Raw genomic sequence first — 17,914 nt, 5'->3', positions numbered from 1 at the left:
AAAAAAGCCCGCTGAAGCGGGCTTGAGAACACATATGATTTAATTGCGCGATTAAACGCTGTAGTACATTTCAAACTCAACAGGGTGAGTTGTCATGTTCAGTTTTTCCACTTCTTTAGACTTAAGTGAGATGTAAGCGTCGATTAAGTCGTCAGTGAAAACGCCACCTTGAGTTAAGAACTCACGGTCAGCGTCAAGGCATGCCAATGCTTCATCTAACGAAGCCGCAACCGTTGGGATCTCAGCTGCTTCTTCAGCTGGTAGATCGTATAAATCTTTGTCCATTGCATCGCCAGGGTGGATCTTGTTCTTAATACCGTCAAGACCAGCCATAAGCATTGCTGAAAATGCAAGGTACGGGTTAGCTGTAGGGTCAGGGAAACGTACTTCAATACGACGCGCTTTTTCTGACGGTACAACAGGGATACGGATAGAAGCTGAACGGTTACGAGCTGAGTAAGCCAACATTACAGGAGCTTCGAAGCCAGGTACTAAACGCTTGTATGAGTTGGTAGACGCGTTAGCAAATGCGTTGATAGCTTTCGCATGTTTGATAATACCACCGATGTAGTAAAGTGCTTCTTCAGAAAGACCACCGTATTTGTCGCCTGCGAAGATGTTTTTGCCATCTTTAGCAAGAGACTGGTGACAGTGCATACCAGAACCGTTATCACCGACGATTGGCTTAGGCATGAATGTTGCTGTTTTGCCGTATAAGTGTGCCATGTTGTGGATAACGTACTTCATTTCCTGAATTTCGTCAGCTTTGATTACCATTGTGTTGAAGCGAGTGGCGATCTCATTCTGACCCGCTGTTGCTACTTCATGGTGATGCGCTTCTACCACGTGGCCCATTTCTTCTAAAACTAAGCAAGTTGCACTACGCCAATCCTGTGATGAGTCAACAGGAGCAACAGGGAAGTAACCGCCTTTAACGCCTGGACGGTGACCAGTGTTACCACCTTCGTAGTCTTTGTCAGAGTTCCAAGATGCTTCTTGTGCGTCGATTTTGTACATCGAACCTGACATATCTGTTTTGTATTTAACATCGTCAAATAGGAAGAACTCTGGCTCTGGACCGAATAATACTGTGTCAGCGATACCAGTTGAACGCATGTATTCTTCAGCGCGCTTAGCAACAGAACGTGGGTCACGCTCATACCCTTGGTGTGTGTTTGGTTCAACAACATCACAACGAACGATAAGTGTTGTTTCTTCAGCAAATGGATCCAGTTTTGCACTTTCTGAATCTGGCATTAGTACCATGTCTGATTCGTTGATGCCTTTCCAGCCAGCGATTGACGAACCGTCAAACATTTTGCCGTCTTCAAAAAAGTCTTCATCGGCTTGATGGTGAGGAATAGATACGTGTTGTTCTTTACCTTTTGTATCTGTGAAACGTAAGTCAACAAATTTAACGTCGTTTTCTTTAATAAAATTTAAAACCGATTTTGACATGTGTCCTCCGACTCGTTGGGTTTTGTAAGCTTGCTGCATTCTAATGCGATTGCGCTTCTTGTAAGCTTAATCTGTGCCATTTTTGCAATTTATTGATTTTTATTGTTTTTAATTTTCTGTGTATCGAGGTGCACCGTAGTTATGCACCAAAATGATCCATAAATGCACAGCATTGGTGCGTTTTGATTATAGTGCAACTTGGGTATATTCCCAGTTTATGGGTGTCCATTAGGAGGGGCTTTTGTGTTGTCATATCTTAGACATCTTTATATTTTATGGTAGCAATCTAATTGTACACAAAATGCCTCTTAAAGCGCTTCGATTACGGCAAAGTCAGTCTATGCTAAACTGAATGTTGACCATAAAATACACAGTTTATGCTCGGCTATTAAAAAATAATGCTGCATAAACTTTCATCTACCGCGTTATTAGGGGATAATACGCCACTTTAAATCCTGGCGGTCTACTTTTATGGACTGTTTTGTGCAATTTGGTGCACAGGATTAACCCACTCTTTCGAGTAATTATCTGAGTTATAGACATGAGTATTGAAAAATTACGTAATATCGCGATTATCGCCCACGTAGACCACGGTAAAACCACCCTAGTTGATAAGCTGCTAGAGCAATCTGGTACACTAGCAACACGCGGCGGTAACGAAGAACGTGTAATGGATTCAAACGATATCGAGAAAGAGCGCGGTATCACTATCCTAGCTAAAAATACGGCGATTGAGTGGAACGACTACCACATTAATATCGTAGACACTCCGGGACACGCCGACTTCGGTGGTGAAGTAGAACGTGTTCTGTCAATGGTTGACTCAGTATTACTACTGGTTGATGCACAAGAAGGTCCAATGCCGCAAACGCGTTTCGTGACGCAAAAAGCGTTCGCGTTGGGACTGAAGCCTATCGTTGTTATTAACAAAATCGACAAGCCAGGCGCACGCCCTGATTGGGTAATGGATCAGGTTTTCGACCTGTTTGATAACCTAGGTGCAACTGATGACCAGTTAGATTTCCAAGTTATTTATGCATCAGCAATCAATGGCTGGGCAACACTAGATTTAGACACACCGTCTGACAACATGCAACCAATGTTTGAAGCAATCGTAGAGCAGGTTGCTGCACCGGATGCGGATCCAGATGGCGGCTTCCAGATGCAGATTTCGCAGCTAGATTACAACTCATACATTGGTGTAATCGGTGTAGGTCGTATCAAGCGCGGTACGGTCAAAGTGAATCAACAAGTGACTGTTGTAGGTGCTGATGGTAGCAAGCGTAACGGTAAAGTAGGCCAGGTATTGACTTATTTAGGTCTAGATCGTCATGAGGCGCAACAAGCGCAAGCGGGCGACATCATTGCTATTACAGGTTTAGGTGAGTTGAAAATTTCTGATACTGTGTGTGATGTGAATGCGGTTGAAGCTCTACCTGCGCTTTCTGTTGATGAGCCGACAGTAACCATGACTTTCTCTGTTAATACTTCACCGTTTGCGGGTCAAGAAGGTAAATTTGTTACTTCTCGTAACATTCTTGAGCGCTTACAAAATGAGCTAGTTCATAACGTAGCGTTACGCGTAGAAGAGACTGACAACCCTGATAGCTTCCGTGTTTCAGGTCGTGGTGAGTTACACTTAGGTATTTTGATTGAAAACATGCGTCGTGAAGGCTATGAACTAGCTGTATCACGTCCAGAAGTAATTTTACGTAATGTAGATGGTCAGTTAGAAGAACCATTTGAAACGGTAACGGTTGACGTACAAGAAGAGCACCAAGGTTCAATTATGGAGCAGCTTGGTTTACGTAAAGCAGAAATGACTGACATGGCTCCAGATGGTAAAGGTCGTGTACGTTTGGACTTTATGATGCCTAGCCGTGGTTTGATCGGTTTTCAAACCGATTTCATGACGTTGACTTCAGGATCTGGCCTAATGTACCACACGTTTGATCATTACGGCCCTCATAAAGGCGGCACAATCGGTAAGCGTAAGAACGGTGTATTGATTGCTAATGCTACTGGTAAAGCGCTAACTAACGCGCTATTTAACCTACAGGAGCGTGGTAAGTTATTCATCGGCCACGGTGTTGAAGTGTACGAAGGTATGGTTATCGGTATTCATAGCCGTGATAACGACCTAACTGTTAACGCATTGAAGGGTAAACAGTTAACCAACGTACGTGCATCAGGTACTGATGAAGCACAAACACTTGTACCACCTATCAGAATGTCACTTGAGCAAGCACTTGAGTTCATTGATGATGATGAGCTGGTAGAAGTAACTCCTGAGAATATTCGTATTCGTAAGAAGTTACTAACTGAAAGCGAGCGTAAACGTGCGAGCCGTCAAGCAAAAGATTAATTTCTATTGTGAATAAAAAAACGCCGCTATTTAGCGGCGTTTTTTTATGCGTGCATTCACTAAAATAACCTTTTTAAAATAACCCGTAGCTTTCGGTTTCTTCTGGTTCATATCCTTGTAGGTGCTCGGGTCGGAAAATCGAACTGGGGTCGATGAGTACGCTATGCGTATTGCCACGCTTAATTAGTCCTTGCATCATCTTTTTGGTTTGCGGATCGATTTCAAAGCCGATATTGGTAATTTCACTTAATGACTTTATTTCGTCTTCTTCGCAGTGAATGTTGTCTTCTACTTGATCGACCAACAACCCAATGTGTGGTTTTTGACCGTCTTGTGTGGTAAACACAATAATGGGTTTATGATCTAGGCTTATCTGCTCCCGTGCGGATTCAAATAAACGCATTAACTTAATGTATGTGGTCGCACGCTCTTTCTCCAACATAGTAATGGCTTGCTGTTTTTTATCCTGCTCACACAAGGTTAGCAGTTTGTCGGCCAATGCATGCAGTCTATTATGAGGCTCTTCAAAGCGACTTAATATGGCTTTTAAGTCTTCATTTTCCGTTTTGAAATTAGACAGCCATTGCCCAAAGGTACATTGCTTTGGGTCTCTTGCTTTATCAAAGTCTTGCCCTTTAACAACACTGCGCTCAAGTGCTTGTAACCACTGTCTATGCTCATCTTCTCTGTTCTTTAGTAATTCAACCAGCGCATTGTTTGTATCGTAAGAAGACTTCTTGTTAAGAATAATACCCAAGTCGAATATGGGAGTTGGTGTGCCCATATAGTCTTTTACACCCAAAAAGCTCGGGTTTTCATTGGGTAATGAGGTTAAATCTCCTTCGTAACGTTCCGTGAGCAGAATATCCAGAATCTTTAGTGAAATTGTTTTTTGTCCGACTCGGAAATTGATTAAATCCATACTTTCCTCAACTTGCGCATTGGTTTTGTTTAAGGATAGAACATTATGGTGAATATGAGCGATACACCGGTAATTTCTTTTGTTGTGGGGTTAGCCCAAAAAGGGCTTTCAAATCACTATCATGCTCTAACACACTAGGTAAGCTGTTGAGTAAACATTGCTGAGAATAATCTGTTTGGCATTGTTTGGCAGCACGACTAAAAACCACGGCATTAAGGTAGCCCTCAAACAGAATATGATCGACTTTTAGCTCGGGATGCTTTTTTACACGTTGGCGAAATTGTTTACATAATTTAGCCTGGCAGGTGATTGGGTTGGGCACTACTTCGGTAACCATAATGGCTTGACCTGGCTCTACCCTAGCAAAGAGCTCCTTACTAGAAACAAATGAGACACTAGTAAATTCAAGGTTGAGTTTGGCGTCATTAGCTAACTTTATGAAAGTAGCGAGGGGTTCATATGTGCCAATCATAATAACGGCGGTGGCATTAGTCTCTTTGATTTGCTCATGAGCGCGTTCTACGTCGGTGGTGTTGCGTTTAAAGCGAGAGATAATGCTGGGCTTGAGACCTTGTCGTGCCAGCGCCTGTGTTAGGCTTTTTTCTACGGTGATACCAAACTCATCAGCTTGGATGAGCAACGCGATATTTTGATGATTTTTTTCAAAGGTTAGAAACTTGATGTGCTCGTTTGCTTCATCACGATAACTGGCTCGTAGATTAAAGACATGGTAATTCGCAACTTGATGCAAAAAGTCAGCGCCAGTAAACGGCATAAGCAGGGGGGTTTTACTGTGGGTTAAAAGAGGGCGGATCGCTGCTGTAGTAGGAGTACCCATAAAACCAAATAACGCATCAACGTTGTGTGTATAGATAAATTGTCGTGTGTTGTGGACGGTTCGATTAGGTTCATACCCATCATCCATCACTATTAGTTCGATCTCTTTCCCCGCGATACCACCTTCACTGTTAATGGCGTCGAAGTGCAGTAAGGCGCCATCGTGTAGTTGTTTACCAATACCTTGGGCAGGTCCTGTAAGTGCAATGGACATTCCTAGCTTAATGCTGCTTTGCTCAGACATGCTAACTGCGCTAACACTTAGTAGGAGCAGAGCAAAGATAATCTTAATGTAGCGTTTTGAGCTGTCCATATAGTTCATGCACCAGAGTGTTAAGAGCTTGAGCAAACTGCTTTTTCGAGGTTAAATTTAAATCGTTTTCAAGCCACGCTTTAGTATTGTTTTGTAATAATAGTCTAATCCCTAATTGTTGTGAAATATCTGATATATTTACTAATAATTTAGGTGATAGGAGGAGTATCTGCCATATCGTAGCGCTATCTTGCTCAAGCATAGACCCTCTGTTTGCTAAGAGTTTGAGTTGAGCGAGCAAGGGCTTTTTAATAGGTTGGCTGGGCATTACTATGAGAATTTGCTTAACGAGTTGCCACGGTAAGCGCTGATAATGGTTGAGTAATTGGTAGCTAAAATTAGTTCTAAAATAAGCGCCAAGCTCTTCAATGTGAGAATTGTTATGACTACTTTTCAAGACCATAGCTGCGTATTCACCACTGGCTTTATCTTGTTTAAAACCCAACTTGACCAACTCATAGTTGTTTTGCTGCCAAAAGTTGAGCAAACCAGAAGTTGCGCCAAAGCTGCTACCAAAATAGTCAACCTGTTTGCCTAGTTGTTGCTCCACATAGCTTAGTAGCTCACTACCTAGCCCTTTTTTATGGGACTCAGGGGTAATGACAATTCTTACAATTCGAGCAATCTTTGCCTTAAGAAAGTGACTATTTCCTTGCGCAGTGAAAAGTTGTTGTGCTAGCAAGTGACCTTGTGGGCGGCGCATACCTGCAGCTATGTCATGATGTAACTCATCCGGAAGTTGTCCTTCCAGATTGACTAAGCACAAGCCTAGTAATTGATTTTTATTGCGCATGGCAAAAATGACATTGGATGGACTGTCTAGAAGCTGGCGTAAATCATTGACTGTTGTTTGGTAGTGCGCCAATACCAATAAAGCAAAGGCCTGTTGTAGCATAGGTTCATCATGGGCAAGCGACATTCTGTCGAGTTGGTAACACTCGTGTTGTTCAATATGCTCGACCTTAGGGTATTGGCAATCTAGTGCAAACAACTGGTTGGTCAGCAACTCCAACGGATCATGGTCTTGATAACGAATGGGTTGGCGCAAGTTCAGTGACTTATGATGAGGGTAGTGCTTCTTCAGATAACTTTGGAACCTTAATGTGTAGCCGCGTCCGTTACCTTCATAGCCAATGATGGTACTGGAAAACACGCATTGGTCGGTTTTGCTAGATAGTGCGATTAATATTGGTACGGGAATAGATGCTGCTTCGTCAATCAGTAACACTTGCCCATCCAAAGTTTGGGGCAGAAGTTGATCTGGCGGCACAAACTTTAGGTTTGCCAATTGTTTCTCATGGCCAAGGTAATCTAGGCCTAATGCCTGTGCTAAATGCTTAAAGCTATTTTTAACTGCACTATATTGCAAAGCACAAATAATAAACTGCTTATGGCCCATATTAGCTGCTAGCAATCCTAGCGATGCTGATTTTCCTCGGCCTCTATCGGCGCTAAGTAAGATGGGCATGTGGGTCTGATTATCTAGACTATGGCAGATGCTTGAGACAGCTTCTTGTTGCTGAGCATAGGTCGCGGGTAAGTGTTGATTTAGACCGTTTAATGCTAGTTTCAGGCCATCACGTTGTGACCAGCAAGATATGTCAGTGCAACTTAATATATGCTGCCAGCGTTTTAGGAAAGGGCTGACAGTGGCGGTATAGCCAAAAGAACACCAAGTGGAAACGCTGGGGTCCAACCAGCCTGTCAGTTCTTCCAGTTCAGGCAAAAGTAATACTAACAGCCCGCCGGCTTTAACTGTCCCGCTAAGTGCAGCTAGTTTGTTAGGAAGGATGCCAGCATAGCCGTCGTAGACGGCTAACTTAAATTCTTGGCCTAAGATTTGATGGAGATGTTCTGGCCAACAAGCGTTACTCAGCGTTTTGTGTTTCGATAGCACTAGAGCATCATCGGCTAACTGAAATAACTCATCAACTTGGTTAATAGCCCAATCATGCTCACCACATATCAAAAATAATTGGCGGTGCTGATTATTTTCCAGTTCGGAAAATAGCGGTGCTAACTCAGAGACTTTGTAAACGGGCATAGGCTGTGACCAACCACTTGGTTCCTACATCATCAAAGTTTACTTGAATACGAGATTGCGCGCCGCTGCCCTCATAATTAAGTACAGTGCCGGCACCAAACTTTGCATGTAATACGCGCTGACCTAAATTATAGCCACTGTCCTCAAAGGCTGCATGGGTAACTGACGCACTGAAACGGCCACTATTGACGGGTCGAGATATTTGCGTTTTGATGCGGATCTCTTCGATACACTCTTCGGGAAGTTCTCGCAAGAAGCGAGAAGGGCTGTGATGTTTTTCTTGGCCATATAAACGACGACTCTCAGCATGGCTAATGTAAAGCTTGTCCATCGCTCGGGTCATTCCGACGTAACATAGGCGTCTCTCTTCTTCTAAGCGACCTGATTCTTCATGGCTTTGCTGCGATGGAAACATGCCTTCTTCAACGCCGACCATAAATACTAATGGAAACTCTAGCCCTTTTGCTGAGTGCAAAGTCATCATTTGCACCGCATCTTCATGTTCATCAGCCTGACCTTCTCCTGATTCCAAAGAGGTATAAGCTAAAAAGCCTTGTAGCGCAGAGCTAAAGTCTTCGTCAATGGGTGGCTCATACTGACCACAGGCACTGATTAATTCTTCAAGGTTTTCTACCCGTGCGCGACCTTTTTCACCTTTTTCAGCCTGATACATTGCCATTAAGCCTGAATATTCAATGGTTGTTTTAGCCTGCTCAGAAAGCTCCAGTTCAGTGACTTTGTCGTCTAATTGCTCGACCAGCTCAATAAAGCGAGCCACTGCGGTGGCGGCTCTTCCTGCTAAATGTTTTTGCTCAAGTACGGCTTTAGCTGCATACCAAAGTGGCATTGACTCATTACGAGCACAGTCGCGGATATGGCTAAGGGTTTTATCACCAATGCCTCTGGCAGGCGTGTTGATCACCCGCTCAAAAGCAGCATCATCCTGACGATTACTAAGTAGTCTTAGATACGCCAATGCGTCTTTGATCTCTTGACGCTCGAAGAAACGCATACCGCCATAAATTCGGTATTTAAGACCTTCTTGTAGCAAGGCTTCTTCTAATACTCGTGACTGTGCATTATTGCGGTATAGGATGGCACAGTCTTGTAATGCATTACCTGCATTGAGCCAAGAGCGAATTTTACTAACCACAAAGCGAGACTCATCTAGTTCATTAAACGCCGCATAAATTGAAATAGGTTCACCTTGATTGCCATCGGTCCACAGGCTTTTTCCCATTCGCTCTGAATTGTTCTGAATTAAGGCGTTGGAAGCATTAAGAATATTTGCTGTTGAACGATAGTTTTGCTCAAGACGAATGGTTTGGGCAGAAAAATCGTCTAAAAAGCGTTTGATATTCTCGACTTTTGCACCACGCCAACCATAGATGCTCTGATCATCATCGCCGACAATCATCATATTGTTTTCTTGCCCTGCAAGCAGTCTCAACCACTGATATTGAATACTATTGGTGTCTTGAAACTCATCCACAAGCATATGTCTAAAACGTTGCTGGTAGTGCCTTAATAACGTCGGTTGTTGTCGCAATAATTCATAGCAGCGCAACAGTATCTCGGCAAAGTCGACTAAGCCCGCTCTGTCACAGGCATCTTGATAGGCGGTGTAAACGCGCAGTAGTAGCTGTTCATTCACATCATAGGCTTGAATGTCTTTTGGTCTTTGCCCTTCATCTTTGCGAGCACTGATATACCAAGCAACTTGCTTTGGTGGCCACTTTTTCTCATCAATATTCATTGCTTTGAGTAGGCGGCGTATCATGCGGACTTGATCGTCCGTATCTAGGATTTGAAACGCTTCAGGTAAATTGGCTTCGCGATGGTGAGCGCGTAAGATTCGATGAGACAACCCATGGAAAGTACCAATCCACATCCCCCCAACAGGCATACGCAATGTTTCTTCAACGCGCGTACGCATTTCTTTAGCTGCTTTATTCGTAAATGTAACGGCAAATATACTGTAAGGCGAGGCGTGTTCTACTTGCATTAACCAGGCTATGCGATGTACAAGTACACGGGTTTTCCCTGAGCCTGCGCCCGCCAGAACTAACATATTGCTTAGAGGGGCTGCAACCGCTTCACGTTGTTTGTCGTTTAAGCCATCGATTAATTCAGAAACGTCCATTATCGCGCCTATTTCAGTAAAATAAGCGCAAAGTATACCCGTGTTAGGGGGGCGTTGCCCAGTTACACGTGTTAAAAACTGAACCGCTAGAAGCTATCAAATTGAATTTATTGAATAAATAGAAAATAGTGAACTGTATAAATAAACAGTTATTCGTGATCGAGTACAGCCTTTAATCTATTTTGAACTTCTTCTACTAGTAAATCGGGCTGGAATTTTGATAAAAAAGCATTACAACCCACCTTTTCAACCATTGCTTGGTTAAAGCTACCACTGAGTGAAGTATTTAAAATGACGTATAGGTCTTTTAAGCGTGAGTCATTACGAATTTCGTAGGTGAGCCTGTAGCCATCCATTGCCGGCATTTCGGCATCAGTGATCACGGCTAGGAGTTCTTTGTTAACGTCTATCCCTTCATCAGCCCAGTGTTTGAGTAAATTGAGAGCTTCTTGGCCATCGGTTGCAGGAATAATTTCAATGCCTAATTGTGCCAGCGTATCCGATACTTGTCGGCGCGCGGTGGGTGAGTCATCAGCATGGAGAATTTTACGACCTTGAAACTCGTCGATGATGCTTTTATCCAGAACATCCTCTGATATTACTACGTCGTATGCAACAATTTCGGCCAGTACTTTTTCGACGTCAATTATTTCAACGATATGCTCAATACCTTCACGCTTTATTTTAGTCAGCGCTGTAAGGTAATGGTTTTTACCCACTGAACTTGGCGTGGGCATAATATCTTGCCATGTGGTATTAACGATTTGATCGACCTTACCGACCAAAAAAGCCTGTACCGAGCGATTATACTCAGTGATCACAAGATTACTGTCAGAGTCTTTTTCACACTCGGGCATACAGATAGCGCTACGTAAATCGATAACGGGAATAGACTCACCGCGAATGGTTGTAACACCACAGACTTTTGGGTGGGCATTGGGCATAATATTTAAGTGTGGCAGCTTAACTACCTCTTTCACTTTAAATACATTGAGGGCAAAGAAGTGACGACTATGAAGATGAAACAACAAAAGTTCCAAGCGGTTTTCACCCACTAACTGTGTTCTTTGATCAACAGAAGCTAATACGCCAGCCATACTTCACCTTTCTCTCCCAATTACTTCACTCCAGTATACTGAAGTTGAAGTAAAATACGAGTCTTGCATTACATAGCATTATAGCTACTTTTGTATTAAAAGTTTTACTCTTGGTGATACGGTTTATAAATGCTTATTTTTTAAGGTTTTCAAGCTAGTAGAGATAGAGTAAGGTGGCATTATGGAACAATACATAGCATTAGATTATGCCTTTAATTTTTAAACGTTTTATGGTGTTGCTAAGAGCACACGTTGATAAAGCGAGCTGGCAACTGTTAATCACGGTTACCACTTGCCACTTGTTATTAGTATGGTGGTTACTGTATTTCGCAGGTGAGCAGGCACTGATTGCGCCTGACACTTTTATTTATTACTACATAGTGACTACATCAACCGTTGGCTACGGAGACTTCAGCGCGACAACCAACTTGGGGCGCTGGATAGTGGCATTGGTGCAAATTCCGTTCGGCCTCGCTTTATTTGGTATTTTACTAGGTAAGGCAGGTCAGTTCATGACATTTTGGATTAGAAGAGCAATGACAGGCGATAAAAATTTTAACCATCTACGCAATCACATCATCATTTTTGGCTGGCACTCAATACGCACCAGAAAAATGATCGACTATATTTTAGCCGATACAAAAAGACAGGACAGGCGAATTGTTTTGGCAGTTGTCGATGAAATTGAACACCCCTTGTTAAGTTACTCTGAGGTGGACTTTGCACGGTTATCAAGCTTTACCGATGATGATGAATTGGCACGTATCGCAATCACTGCGGCCGATAAAATAATTATAGATGGTCAGGATGATGATCAAACCTTTACCACAGCTCTAAAACTAAGCCCTATGATACAAAAAGGTGCTCATATCAGTGCGCATTTTGTAGATGAGAGTAAAGTTGCGCTGCTGCGAGCACATTGCCAAAACGTGGAGTGTTCTTCAAGTAAGTCAGCAGAAATACTGGTTAGAGCAATGCAAGATCCAGGTTCCAGCCGAGTGCAAGAAGAATTATTGTCGACGTTACATGGCGATACACAATTTAGTTTAAAGTTGCCTGCAGATGTGAAAACTTGCCAGTTTGGAGCTTTGTTTCATTATTTTAAAGAAAAGCATGATGCAATTTTGCTCGGTGTAGCCCATGATTTAAGTGCACAGAATATGGATTTGAACCCACCCTTGGACTATCCAGTCAATGCTGGGGATATTTTACATTATATAGCTGCTGAACGGGTGTTGCCTGATGAAGTGGCGTGGCAAAGGTTGTCATGAATGAGCTAATACTATTATTTATTGCAGTATGCGGCTATTTAATACCGCTGGCGATCATTTCTGGTAGTAAACGTACTAAGGGCCATGAAAAAAACGGCTGGTTAATCGGCACGTTACTTTTTTCATGGCTTACGCTGTTGCTGTATTTTTCTATTGTGCCCAAAGGAGGGGTGCAGTTAGAAAAAGAGAAGAAGCCGCGTTCTCGGCGTCGACATTAATTTTGCGTTAGTAAATTCCACTCTAGCTCAGTTACTGGCATGATAGAAAGGCGATTGGCCTTTTTTAACGCGAGATCTATGATGGCTGGATTGGCTTTGATCGACGCAAGACTAATAGGCCTAAGGTGTTGCACGTATTGCAATGTAACTCCAAACCAACGAGGGGCATCAGGAGTTGACTTAGCGTCAAAATAGTCGCTGTCAGGGTCAAATTGATAAGGGTCAGGCTGTGCTGCGTTGATCACTTTGGCGATGCCTACAATAGCGGGTACTTTGCAGCTGGAGTGGTAAATAAACACTCGGTCTTCAAGCTGCACTTCATCGCGCAAAAAGTTTCTTGCCTGATAATTTCTTACCCCATCCCAGAAGCTACCTTGTTCGCCTGCGGACTTTAAATCATCAATCGAAAAAGTATCTGGTTCTGTTTTGAATAACCAATATGCCATGCTTTACCTAATCATGTTGCAAAAATAAAAATAACTTTGTTGTGGATCACCCACTATTTTATGCAATAGCTTGGGCTTGAGTGACTCACTTAGGTTACTATTATACTATGATTATTTAATTAAACTGATGAAATAAGAGGTCTCGATGAGTCAAGTTCTTACCGATTTATTGTCTTTATTAAAGCTTGAGGAGATAGAGCAGGGTATTTATCGAGGACAAAGTCAGGATTTAGGATTCCCACAGGTGTTTGGTGGTCAGGTTATGGGGCAGGCTTTGTCCGCTGCGAAATATACCTTGCCAGAAGGGCGATATGTTAACTCACTACACTCATACTTCTTACGCCCAGGGGATGCCAAAAAGCCGATTGTCTATGATGTTGAAGTGATCCGAGATGGGCGCAGTTTTAGTACCCGCCGGGTACGTGCGATTCAATATGGTAAGCCTATCTTTTACATGACCGCATCTTTTCAGGGCGATGAACCAGGCTTGTCTCACCAAAGTACCATGCCTAATGTTCCTGGCCCTGAAGAATTAAAATCTTCGTTGGATTTTTATCGCGAAAATAAAGCATTAATTCCAGAAAAGCTTCGCCATAAGTTTACGTGCGATATGCCACTTGAAACCAGACCTGTTGAATTTCAAAACCCGTTTCAGCCAGAGGTAACTGAGCCACAGCGTCATGTGTGGTTTAAGGCAAATGGGCCGCTACCGGATGACAGGCGGATCCACAATTATCTGCTTGCATATGCATCCGACTTTGAATTCCTACCAACCGCTTTACAGCCTCATGGCTTGTCGTTTATGCAGCCCAATATGCAAGTTGCAACGATAGATCATGCAATGTGGTTTCACCGTCCGTTTAGAATGGATGATTGGATTTTGTATAGTGTTGATAGTCCCAGCGCATCAAATGGGAGAGGGCTGGTACGCGGTCAATTCTTCAATCGTCAAGGAGAGCTGGTGGCATCAACTATCCAAGAAGGCGTGATGCGTCAGAGAAGTTAAAAACCTTGGCCGCTCAGGCGGCCAAGTTGCTTTGGTTATAGTGTATCTTGAATAGAATGGGAAATACTGGCAGGTAGTAACTCGTTCAAATAATGCTGTAAGTGTTCCAATTTACCTTCAGCGTGAATGCACTGCTCATCAGAAATTTTGATAAAATGGTTCTCTTTTAAGCTGCTGATAAATCCAATCAAGACTTTTTTGTCGAAAAACTCAGGGCTTTTGATACCGTGCAGCGTGCCTAGGCGGTTGGCTATTACATCGCTTTCAACCTCAAGGTTTTTGCGGGTGATGCCGTGATTATTTTGAATGAGGCTCACTGTAATAGCGTATCGCTCCAGTGTTAAGTGACAGACTTTACCGAGCATTTCAAGTTGAGCCATGGCACTACTTTCTTTATTGACTTGAGCGGTTTGGCCGTCAAAATCAATAAGCCCCTGCTTAGCAAAGCTGGCTAACACTTCTTCAATATAGCCGTCTCTTAGTGGTGTTAGAAACCATTCTTTTGCAAACAACGGATAAAGAGTCGTAAATAACTCTTTGAACTCGCTTATGTTTACGTTGAAGCGATTAAACAGCAGTTGTGCGATGACACTAGGTACTGCAAACAGATGTAAGATGTTATTGCGATAGTAGTTAAAAAGGGTGCGTTCTTTTTCTTTAATGGCGATGATTTCGCCCAGTTCATCGGCAATGACATCTAACTTGTTGAGCTGTAATGCATGTGTCAGTAGCTGCTCTGCGCTGTCTTCTGGCACGGTGACCTGCGCGTTGTATTTGGCGCTACGTTGTAGTGTCAGGTAAAACGATAATTGTGTAAGCAACTTACGTTTACTTAATGCAAATTGACTATTGCTGAGCAGTATGGTGGCCAATAGATTGATGGCATTGAGTGCAGCTGCGCTATTAATATTGGTCATGATCTCATCAGCCAATTCAGCCACTTGTGTGTTTAACCATTGTGGTTTCTGCACATCGGTTGGGTGAATTGAATCACGCCAGTCACTTTGGTGCTCATTCAAATAATGATTAACATTGATTGGTTCACCAAAGTTTAAATAACCACGACCATAGTTTTTGAGGTTTTTGATGGCTTTAAAAACTGCAAAAATGGACTCGTTCTTTTTGTGGTTGCCTGCCAGTTCTTTTAGATACGTATTGATCTCCATGACATGTTCATACCCGATATAAACTGGCACGATAGAAATGGGGCGGTCAATACCTCTGAGCATAGATTGCAATGTCATTGCGAGCATCCCGGTTTTTGGAGGCAATAAACGACCTGTGCGGCTACGGCCTCCCTCGGTGTAAAACTTGACAGAATAACCTTTTATAAAGAGTTGGCTTAAATACTCTTTAAATACCGCCGAGTAGAGTTTATTGCCTGCAAATGAACGGCGAATAAAAAAAGCCCCCGAGCGTCGGAAGATGCCTCCGGCAGGGAAGAAGTTGAGGTTAACCCCAGCGGCAATATGAGGAGGCACGAGACCTTGATGATATATAACATATGTCAATAATAGGTAGTCCATGTGACTACGATGGCAAGGAACGTAGATGATTTCATGTCCTTTGTCGGCAAGTTGATGCACCCGATCTGCATACTTAACTTCAATGCCATTGTAGAGTTTGGTCCAAAGCCAAGTGAGTATACGATCACCAACACGTACCATCGCATCTGAATAGTTTGCAGCGATTTCATCAAGCAGCTCTTGTGCGTTCAGGCGCGCCTCTTCATAGCTAAGTCCTTTGCTTTTGGCTTCATCAGCAATTGCCTTTTTGATAGCTGGGGCAGCCAGTAATGAACTAAATAGCTTATCACGAGAAGGTAGTTTGGGGCCTGTGGCTGCAAGTTTTTGACGATGAAAGTGCACGCGAGCCACTCGCACAAGCTTTTGCGGAAGTTCATCCACATCAGATTTGTCGTTAATTAACTGTTTTAAGTCAATTGGCTGGCTAAATCTTACCAAGTTGTCTCGACCTGAAAACATCAGAACGAAAAACTTACGTAGCCAGCTAGGCGTCAGTGAGTGAGAAAATAATGTACCGATACCCGCTTTCTCTTTACCAGGGTTACGGCCCCACAATATTGTAACAGGGATAATTTGCGCCTGGATTTGAGGATCGCCATGTAATGCGGTAAAAATAGCTCTTCCGGTACTTAATACATTGCTTGGCGCTGCGACTTTGGCGAACAATGGGGTCGGGTTTTGCAAGCCAAGGAATCTATCTATTTCTGTGTCACCCAATACTTGAGGTTGGGTTGGTCTAGGTAATCCTAATTTTTTGCAGACCGCGTCTAATGCGGCCAAATCGGCACGTGAGTTGAGTCTGGCCACATAAAAGGTCGGTAAGTTTGGATTGAGATCAAATTGTGCTATTGGGTTGTCTGGTAATAATTTTGTTTTTACAAATAATAAATTAGCCCAATGAGCGAACAAGTTTAAGGTTCGAGAAACAATTCCCATGGCAACACCACATCAAAAAATTTGCGATAGCATAGCAAGCTTTAACTGGACTGACCATTTCTAGTAGCCTCGCTTACCCGTGCGGATTATTTTAGTAATCTACTTACTTAAAATAACTTAGCATTAGTTGTTGCATTTATCACCAATATCATTATAATGTGCGGACTTTCTTACTACTATAATGTAGTTTGAAAGCAATATAGGGCTTGGATTTCAAGCCTATAAAACAGGAATTCCGATTTGGAATTCAATGGTAGAAATAAGAAGACAACCGGCGATTTAATATTTATTTCGTTCTGGTAGTTTTTTTATGCTCTTTTTAAATGCTCTTTTAATTGAGGTTAAAGAATGTCAAATCAACGCATTCGTATTCGCCTAAAAGCTTTTGACCACCGTTTGATTGACCAATCAACGGCGGAAATCGTGGAAACTGCGAAACGCACTGGTGCTCAAGTACGTGGTCCAATCCCACTACCAACGCGCTTTGAACGTTTTACTGTATTGATCTCTCCGCACGTAAACAAAGATGCGCGTGATCAGTATGAAATCCGCACCCACAAACGTCTGATCGACATCGTAGAACCAACAGATAAGACTGTAGACGCTCTAATGCGCCTAGACCTTGCTGCTGGTGTTGATGTTCAAATCAGCCTGGGTTAATCGGAAGATTAGAGAGGTTTTAGGAAAATGGCATTAGGTCTAGTCGGTCGTAAAGTGGGTATGACACGTATCTTCACTGAAGATGGTGTATCTATCCCTGTGACAGTTATCGAAGCGACGCCTAACCGTGTTACTCAGATCAAATCTGACGCAACAGACGGTTATGAAGCGCTTCAAGTTACTGCAGGCGAGAAAAAAGCAAGCCGTGTAAACAAAGCTGCAGCGGGTCACTTCGCTAAAGCTGGTGTTGAAGCGGGTCGTGGCCTGTGGGAATTCCGCCTAAATGGTGGTGAAGGCGATTTTGAAGTAGGTACTGAACTTACTGTTGAACTATTCAGCGAAGTAAGCAAAGTAGATGTAACTGGTACTTCAAAAGGTAAAGGTTTCCAAGGTGGTGTTAAGCGCTGGAACTTCAGCATGCAAGACGCTACACACGGTAACTCTTTGTCTCACCGTGCTCCTGGTTCAATCGGTCAAAACCAATCACCTGGTAAGGTGTTTAAAGGTAAGAAAATGGCTGGTCAAATGGGTAATGTGCAAACAACTACTCAGAACCTAGAACTAGTACGTGTTGACGCTGAGCGTAACCTGCTTTTAGTTAAAGGTGCAGTACCTGGCGCTATTGGCGGTGACGTTATCGTTAAACCAGCTGTTAAAGCATAAGTCCTGGAG

General features: G+C 43.0%; 14 protein-coding genes. 6 read left to right on the top strand and 8 right to left on the bottom strand.

The features are described from left to right. Positions 1–51 precede the first annotated feature (51 nt). Positions 52–1,458: a glutamate--ammonia ligase gene (glnA, locus tag BIW53_RS07290; protein ID WP_070991196.1), complete on the bottom strand. Its 1,407-nt coding sequence runs from the start codon at positions 1,456–1,458 to the stop codon at positions 52–54. Positions 1,459–1,999: 541 nt separating this feature from the next. Between glnA and typA the strand changes: the two genes are divergently transcribed. Then, positions 2,000–3,823, top strand: a complete 1,824-nt coding sequence (typA, locus tag BIW53_RS07285; RefSeq protein WP_070991195.1) for a translational GTPase TypA — start codon at positions 2,000–2,002, stop codon at positions 3,821–3,823. Positions 3,824–3,896: 73 nt separating this feature from the next. On the opposite strand, the gene BIW53_RS07280 is transcribed toward typA, so the two are convergent. The 5 genes from BIW53_RS07280 to BIW53_RS07260 all read right to left on the bottom strand — a co-directional run bounded on the left by BIW53_RS07280 (position 3,897) and on the right by BIW53_RS07260 (position 11,179). Beyond that, entirely contained in the window at positions 3,897–4,745 is an 849-nt protein-coding gene (locus BIW53_RS07280) for a CZB domain-containing protein (protein WP_070991194.1), read from the bottom strand. A 43-nt stretch (positions 4,746–4,788) separates the two neighbouring features. Next, the gene (locus BIW53_RS07275; RefSeq protein ID WP_245699377.1) at positions 4,789–5,826 is read right to left on the bottom strand and encodes an ABC transporter substrate-binding protein; all 1,038 of its coding nucleotides are present in this window, start codon (positions 5,824–5,826) and stop codon (positions 4,789–4,791) included. Between the two features lie 43 nt (positions 5,827–5,869). Beyond that, entirely contained in the window at positions 5,870–7,939 is a 2,070-nt protein-coding gene (locus BIW53_RS07270; RefSeq protein ID WP_070991193.1) for a tRNA(Met) cytidine acetyltransferase TmcA domain-containing protein, read from the bottom strand. Continuing rightward, entirely contained in the window at positions 7,917–10,082 is a 2,166-nt protein-coding gene (gene uvrD, locus BIW53_RS07265) for a DNA helicase II (protein ID WP_070991192.1), read from the bottom strand. The genes BIW53_RS07270 and uvrD overlap by 23 nt, the downstream gene beginning before the upstream one ends. A 149-nt stretch (positions 10,083–10,231) precedes the next feature. Continuing rightward, entirely contained in the window at positions 10,232–11,179 is a 948-nt protein-coding gene (locus tag BIW53_RS07260) for a chemotaxis protein CheV (protein ID WP_070991191.1), read from the bottom strand. Positions 11,180–11,385: 206 nt separating this feature from the next. Here BIW53_RS07260 and BIW53_RS07255 point away from each other — a divergent pair, with 206 nt between their 5' ends. Both BIW53_RS07255 and BIW53_RS07250 read left to right on the top strand, forming a co-directional pair. Continuing rightward, positions 11,386–12,450: a potassium channel family protein gene (locus tag BIW53_RS07255; RefSeq protein ID WP_070991190.1), complete on the top strand. Its 1,065-nt coding sequence runs from the start codon at positions 11,386–11,388 to the stop codon at positions 12,448–12,450. Beyond that, positions 12,447–12,668: a hypothetical protein gene (locus tag BIW53_RS07250; RefSeq protein WP_070991189.1), complete on the top strand. Its 222-nt coding sequence runs from the start codon at positions 12,447–12,449 to the stop codon at positions 12,666–12,668. Before BIW53_RS07255 ends, BIW53_RS07250 begins: the two co-directional genes overlap by 4 nt. Here the strand turns inward: BIW53_RS07250 and BIW53_RS07245 are convergent. After that, a complete protein-coding gene (locus BIW53_RS07245; RefSeq protein ID WP_070991188.1) occupies positions 12,665–13,114 on the bottom strand; it encodes an EVE domain-containing protein in 450 nt (149 codons plus the stop codon). The two genes, BIW53_RS07250 and BIW53_RS07245, sit on opposite strands and share 4 nt — an antisense overlap. 145 nt (positions 13,115–13,259) lie before the next feature. Between BIW53_RS07245 and tesB the strand changes: the two genes are divergently transcribed. Further along, on the top strand, positions 13,260–14,120 hold the full coding sequence (gene tesB / locus BIW53_RS07240; protein WP_070991187.1) for an acyl-CoA thioesterase II: 861 nt from the start codon (positions 13,260–13,262) through the stop codon (positions 14,118–14,120). Positions 14,121–14,155: 35 nt separating this feature from the next. Here tesB and plsB read toward each other — a convergent pair whose 3' ends face one another. Continuing rightward, on the bottom strand, positions 14,156–16,582 hold the full coding sequence (gene plsB / locus BIW53_RS07235) for a glycerol-3-phosphate 1-O-acyltransferase PlsB (protein ID WP_070991186.1): 2,427 nt from the start codon (positions 16,580–16,582) through the stop codon (positions 14,156–14,158). A gap of 348 nt (positions 16,583–16,930) precedes the next feature. On the opposite strand from plsB, the gene rpsJ reads away from it, so the two are divergent. Together rpsJ and rplC are read left to right on the top strand one after the other, a co-directional pair. Further along, on the top strand, positions 16,931–17,242 hold the full coding sequence (rpsJ, locus tag BIW53_RS07230) for a 30S ribosomal protein S10 (protein ID WP_005495349.1): 312 nt from the start codon (positions 16,931–16,933) through the stop codon (positions 17,240–17,242). A 27-nt stretch (positions 17,243–17,269) separates the two neighbouring features. After that, positions 17,270–17,905, top strand: coding sequence for a 50S ribosomal protein L3 (gene rplC / locus BIW53_RS07225; RefSeq protein WP_070991185.1), 636 nt, complete (start codon positions 17,270–17,272; stop codon positions 17,903–17,905). Positions 17,906–17,914 lie beyond the last annotated feature (9 nt).

This window comes from Pseudoalteromonas byunsanensis, assembly GCF_001854475.1.
GTDB classification, from domain to species: Bacteria; Pseudomonadota; Gammaproteobacteria; order Enterobacterales; family Alteromonadaceae; genus Pseudoalteromonas; species Pseudoalteromonas byunsanensis.
The sequence above is the reverse complement of the archived record's forward strand: the minus strand, read 5'-3'. Positions and strand labels throughout refer to the sequence as shown.